General features: G+C 34.3%; 5 protein-coding genes and 1 pseudogene. 1 reads left to right on the forward strand and 5 read right to left on the reverse strand.

The window, feature by feature from the left end:
* Positions 1-572, forward strand: a pseudogene (locus CALSC_RS21915) (AAA-like domain-containing protein); the annotation flags it as partial.
* Positions 573-608: 36 nt separating this feature from the next.
* Here CALSC_RS21915 and CALSC_RS21920 read toward each other — a convergent pair.
* The 5 genes from CALSC_RS21920 to CALSC_RS21940 all read right to left on the reverse strand — a co-directional run bounded on the left by CALSC_RS21920 (position 609) and on the right by CALSC_RS21940 (position 5,174).
* Positions 609-2,312 (reverse strand): SGNH/GDSL hydrolase family protein, encoded by a 1,704-nt coding sequence (locus tag CALSC_RS21920; RefSeq protein ID WP_159460666.1) that lies wholly within the window; start codon positions 2,310-2,312, stop codon positions 609-611.
* A 206-nt stretch (positions 2,313-2,518) separates the two neighbouring features.
* Positions 2,519-2,791, reverse strand: a complete 273-nt coding sequence (locus CALSC_RS21925; protein WP_143288337.1) for a hypothetical protein — start codon at positions 2,789-2,791, stop codon at positions 2,519-2,521.
* 100 nt (positions 2,792-2,891) lie between these two features.
* Positions 2,892-3,521, reverse strand: a complete 630-nt coding sequence (locus CALSC_RS21930; protein ID WP_088243381.1) for a hypothetical protein — start codon at positions 3,519-3,521, stop codon at positions 2,892-2,894.
* Positions 3,522-3,542: 21 nt separating this feature from the next.
* Positions 3,543-4,688: an MBOAT family O-acyltransferase gene (locus CALSC_RS21935; RefSeq protein WP_088243382.1), complete on the reverse strand. Its 1,146-nt coding sequence runs from the start codon at positions 4,686-4,688 to the stop codon at positions 3,543-3,545.
* Between the two features lie 42 nt (positions 4,689-4,730).
* On the reverse strand, positions 4,731-5,174 hold the full coding sequence (locus CALSC_RS21940) for an MBOAT family O-acyltransferase (RefSeq protein WP_088243383.1): 444 nt from the start codon (positions 5,172-5,174) through the stop codon (positions 4,731-4,733).
* Positions 5,175-5,396 lie beyond the last annotated feature (222 nt).

Below are 5,396 nucleotides of genomic sequence, written 5' to 3' on the forward strand. Positions count from 1 at the left end.
TGTGGACTGTTGATGGCAAACTTATCAAAACCTTGAAAGGACATAGCAATAAGGTTATAAGCGTCAGCTTCTCCCCAGATGGCAAAACCATTGCTTCTGCTAGTGCAGACAACACCATCAAACTGTGGAATTTGGATTTAGATAAGTTAATGGTAGAGGGGTGTGATTGGTTGCAACAAGATTACCTGATTCAACATCCGCAAACCCTAGAAGAACTCCAGGTGTGCCAAACCCCACAAATGTTTGTAGAGGCTGCTTCCACTTTGGTTACTGAAGGTGAAGCGTTAGCGCAAAGGGGTGATTATGAAGAGGCTGTGGCGAAGTTAAAAAAAGCCAAGACATGGAACTCAAAATTGGATTTTAATCCAGAGATCAAAGCAGCACCAGCTTTTGTTTATCAAGGTAGAGAACTAGCACAGGAGGGTGATATTGAAGGTGCAGTGGCTAAATTTAAACAAGCACAGCAACTGGATGCTAATATTGATCTCAATCCAGAGACAAAAGAATTAGAGCAGAATCCACAAGCAGTAGCAAGAACGATTTATTTGAATGCTGAAACCTATGAGCAGTAAACTTATTACTTATTACTTGCACGTAGCGCTATAGCCCTAATTCCTAATAGGTGGAGCCAAAGCAGCTCGTCTCTTTCCTCCCCCACCAATACTGTTAGGTGTATTATTATCAACAATATGCATAGCTTGGAATAGGCTCATAACATCATCATAAAATTTTCCGCTCCTACCACTGAATTTATAACCATAAGTGGCATGAAATTCTTCTGATACACCTTTTTCCACAGCAAAATAATGTGCATCCCAGGCAGCATCATCAACAATATAAGCACCATAATCTTGCAAAGCATGAAACAACTTCTTACCAGCCGGTGTCTTTAACTTGAGGCTACTTTCAGTTACCTTTGGGGGAATTGCCAGTAATGAACCTTGTACAAGTGCAGGATTTTTACCACGATACCTTTGGGCTGCATAGTTATCAGCACGATCCGCAGGCCAACGATATCCCGGCAAAGACTTAGAATAATAAAGATATTTTTCGGAAAATATCAGAACTTTTAAAGCATGACGAATAGGCTCATTGTTAGTGAGTTCACCTTTACGAATAGAACCACCAATACTAGAAAGTCCAGAGCCAAAATGCGCTCCACCTATGCCATCTCCGTAAATATCACTATCTGGTGAATAACGCCAGCCATAAATTGCACCACCACGTTGACAACGAGTCAGAGGTGCTATTTGCACTAAAGTTTTACCATCTGGCATCAGAAAAGCCGATACATTATTAGGTGTGTTGCGTGGCTTGATTGTGGCATCTGGAATAATTAAATCATCGGGAATTGGTAGGGAAATACCCATAGATTTAGTCTTTTTGTCTGCACAACGCTTAGTCCATGAGCCAGGGGCATATACTGGACGCAAAGGATCACCAGACTTCAACTTGTAAAAATATTCCTGATCGGCTCCAGCATATCCCGCCTTACCAATATTAGCTGGAATGTAACGGGCACCTGAACCAATGGGTAAATTCCAAATAGATGTGGATGCAAAAGGCCAAATTAATTTATCCCTGGTTGTAGGATTTTTTTTGCGTGTGGGAGTTTGATTGGGAGTAGCCTGACTAACCTGGGCAGAATTTTGCTTTGATGATGGAGAAGCAATCTTGGTGGGAATTGTAGTTTGAGTAAACTTGCCATTCTCTTTGATGATTTTTTTCAAAGCAGTAAGCCATGTATTAGCCATAGCTCGATTACCTTTATCATTGAGATGTACACCATCTGCAGACAGACCAGATAAGGGAACTGCTGAGAACATATCAACAAAGTGGACTTTTTTGCCTTCAGCCTGTTTCTTTTTAACTAATCCGGAAATCTGAACATTAAGTGAACTCACCTTTTTATTACCACTTGACCATCCAAAGGGAGTGATTGAAGCAACAGCAATGTGAGTATTTGAATTATTTTTGTGAATAGTATCGATGATGTTCTCTAAGTGTTCTGGTACTTTTTTTGGATTACCACCATTAAAAAAATCGTTGGTACCCAACATCATCAAAACAATATTAGGCTTTGTACTGGATACCCAATGGGAAAGTATTGGTACATCTCGGCTTACCCATGATGGAGGTGGCATGGCTCCAATCACTTCAGCAGCCTTCCATCCTCCATGACATTCATTCTCCGGATCTGGTGATGGGCCATTTTTTTTCGTACCCACCCAATCAATATTCAGCCCACTTTTTGCTACTACTGGTCGCAAAAATGACATATTACCACGACAAATTGAGTCTCCCAGGGACATCACACGTATTGGAGTTGTGGTAGCAAGGGGCTGAGAACTAGAACAAGTAAACAGGAATAGTGAGCATAAAAATAGAACAAGGAATATATATTTATTCATTTTCAAACTCATTTCTTCTTTCTCCTTGTATCTTAAATTAGCATTGGTTTAAGTCCTCCCCAATTCGTAGTCAGTGTTAGTGGGGGACTTAAACACCCAACCAACGCTTAACCCTTCCAAAGTTTTACTTGCCCTTGCTTCTTTAAAAAGAGCTTTAATTTTTTCTTATGAAATTTTTGATAATCATCTAAACTTAATTTATCTACTCTAATCCCAAAATTTGATTTTTCCCCTTCAATGACCTCAGCAATTTTATCATTTATTTTTGGGTAAAAATGGCTTCCATCATATGTATTATTAATATTCGTCGTTAACGGTGATACATATGAGAAGTCATACATAGTATCAAAGACTTGGGAAACTTGATAAATTCCTTTCAATTTACAATCAAATAGTCCAGTAGAATAAATTTCATTATAAAATTTCCATGCTGAGATAGGGGGAACATAGGTAATAAACTCAGCATTAGGAAATATATTTTTAGTTTTTATAATCAGAAATACTCTTCAAATAGCAATTATCTTGATTCTGGGCTCGATGTTCGACTAATTGAGGTTGATACTTCGGAGCATCTGCAAAAACTTTTACTTTAAATCTATCATCATAAAATCTAAAAAAATCTTTTTTTGATAAAATTGTCTTAGTAGAAAGCCATAAAGTATCTAATGAGAATAAATAAGATTTATATATAGGTTTCGGTTTTGAAATAGTAATATCATACTCAATTTTTGTCGCATCAAAGTTAAAAGCATCAACGCCGATATAAATTTTTTTCGGGTTAGCACCCTTTTCTTTCACATATTCAGCATATTTAACAAATTCTGCAATTCTTCCGGCACTAAAAGAATAGTTAAAACAATTATTATTTTTCAGTGAATAAGCATTCAATAAAGTAGTTCTAGAACTACCAAAAATCAAACAATCATATTTATTTATATTTTTTAAGTATAAATTTGTTTTTGTCAGACGTTCATTAAAAGGCATATTGATTCCATTCAATTTATTCCCTTTTCCATACCATAAAGGATCAATAATATAATTTATTGATCCAACGAATGAAATAATTAAACTTGATACAAGAAAATATAACTTTAAATAATTACTAAACATTTTAAACCCTTGGCAAATAATTTAAAACTGGAAGTACAAAAATTCACTAACTTTTGTCAGCTTTAATAGGGCAATTACAGTCATAGAAGCTGTAATCATAGCCCAAACTGGATTTGGTCTCCATTGCAATCTTTTCCATAAATGTAGATTATCAGCTGAGTAATTACTTGCTTGGCTATGATTTAAGGCAGGATTATAAGATGTCATCCATTCTTGTGTATTCGGTGTAAATAAAGCAATTATCAATAAAGAAATAATCCAGAAAACAGATTGATATGAAAATGATTCTGAAATAGAGATACCGTTTAAGCCAATCATTCCTTGCAAAAGGATAAAAGCACTATTCATACTTTCTGCACGAAAGATAACCCAGCTAATTACAACTGCAATAAACGTTAATAGCCAGCCAAAACCTCTATCTAACCAATTTGTATTATTCAAATCATGTCCTAAAGATTTTCGCAAGGAACGCCATTGATGATTAATAATTAAATAAATTCCATGTAAACCACCCCAAAAGACAAAAGTCCAACCAGCACCATGCCAAATTCCACCTAATAGCATAGTAATTAATAAATTAAAGTTACGGCGAAGTTTACCTTGACGACTACCACCTAGAGGAATATAAAGATAGTCTCGCAAAAAATTAGAAAGAGTAATATGCCATCTCCGCCAAAAATTGATAATACTTATAGCTTTATAAGGAGAATTAAAATTAATTGGTAACTTAATTCCAAACATCCTCGCTATCCCAATCGCCATATCTGAATAACCAGAAAAATCAAAATAAAGTTGCAATGTATATGCTAAAGCCGCAATCCAAGCAGAAATAAAAGTAGGAGCTATACCTTGGGATGCAGCATTAAAAGTTGGAGTAGCATAAACAGCAATTGTATCTGCAAATACAACCTTTTTAAATAATCCAATACTAAAAATAGTGATACCTATTGCTATATTTTCCGGATTGTATCGATAGATATGTTTATTATCAAATTGAAATATTATGTCTTTATGATGTACAATTGGCCCAGCAATTAACTGTGGGAAAAAAGTTACAAACAAACAATAATCTAGAAAGTTATAAGTAGGTAGGCGTAAAAAATTATCGTTTGGATAAGACAGGGGGCAGGGGGCAGGGAGCAGGGGGAAAAAGGGTTTTAGCCTTATTTACTTTTCTCCACATAGTTTGGTTTTATTGTGCCGACTTACTTATTCTTTTATTTCCCCTTTGTAAGCATCTACTAAATAAGAAATTTGCTGGAACGTAAAAAATGATATTGCTAAAGGTAAAATAATATTATCGAGATGAAAATTTATTCCTGTAATATCACTAACTGTAGATGCTAAAAAGTTTGCATATTTAAAATAAACAATTAGAGCCAGGTTTACTATAATACCTATTATTAGGGTTAATTTCTTGTGAATATATTTTTTTGTTTTTTTGTTTAAAGCTAAACCTACAAAGTAATTGAAGATTACTGAAAATATCAATAGTGGTAAGTAAGATGGATTCCACCAAGCATAAAAAAACAAAGAAGTCGTAATCAAAAATAATATTGCAAATCGATAATTTCCTAATTTACCAATTTGCAAAAAAATTAATATATTCAGTGGCAAAAATAAAAATATAAATTCTAGAGAATTAAATAGCATAGTTTATATTCAATAATTATTATTTATTTATCTACCATCTTTAATTTTTAATCAAACATCAGCATTTGTCTGGAAAATCAAGGTCATAAACTTAAAATTTATACATAACTATTAAAAACATGAATAATTGCATTTTTATTTACAACTGTATTTACAGTAACAATTGATAAGCAGCTTGATTTTTACTTAATAAATATCAGAACTTACGCAAGTTGTATAATA

Origin of the sequence: Calothrix rhizosoleniae SC01, assembly GCF_900185595.1 — a bacterium.
In the GTDB taxonomy this organism is placed as follows: domain Bacteria; phylum Cyanobacteriota; class Cyanobacteriia; order Cyanobacteriales; family Nostocaceae; genus Calothrix_A; species Calothrix_A rhizosoleniae.

Coding starts and splice junctions, on each gene's coding strand:
- CALSC_RS21920 (WP_159460666.1), bottom strand. CDS start 2,312: ATGTCCCTGGGAGACTCAATTTGTCGTGGTAATATGTCATTTTTGCGA.
- CALSC_RS21930 (WP_088243381.1), bottom strand. CDS start 3,521: ATGTTTAGTAATTATTTAAAGTTATATTTTCTTGTATCAAGTTTAATT.
- CALSC_RS21940 (WP_088243383.1), bottom strand. CDS start 5,174: ATGCTATTTAATTCTCTAGAATTTATATTTTTATTTTTGCCACTGAAT.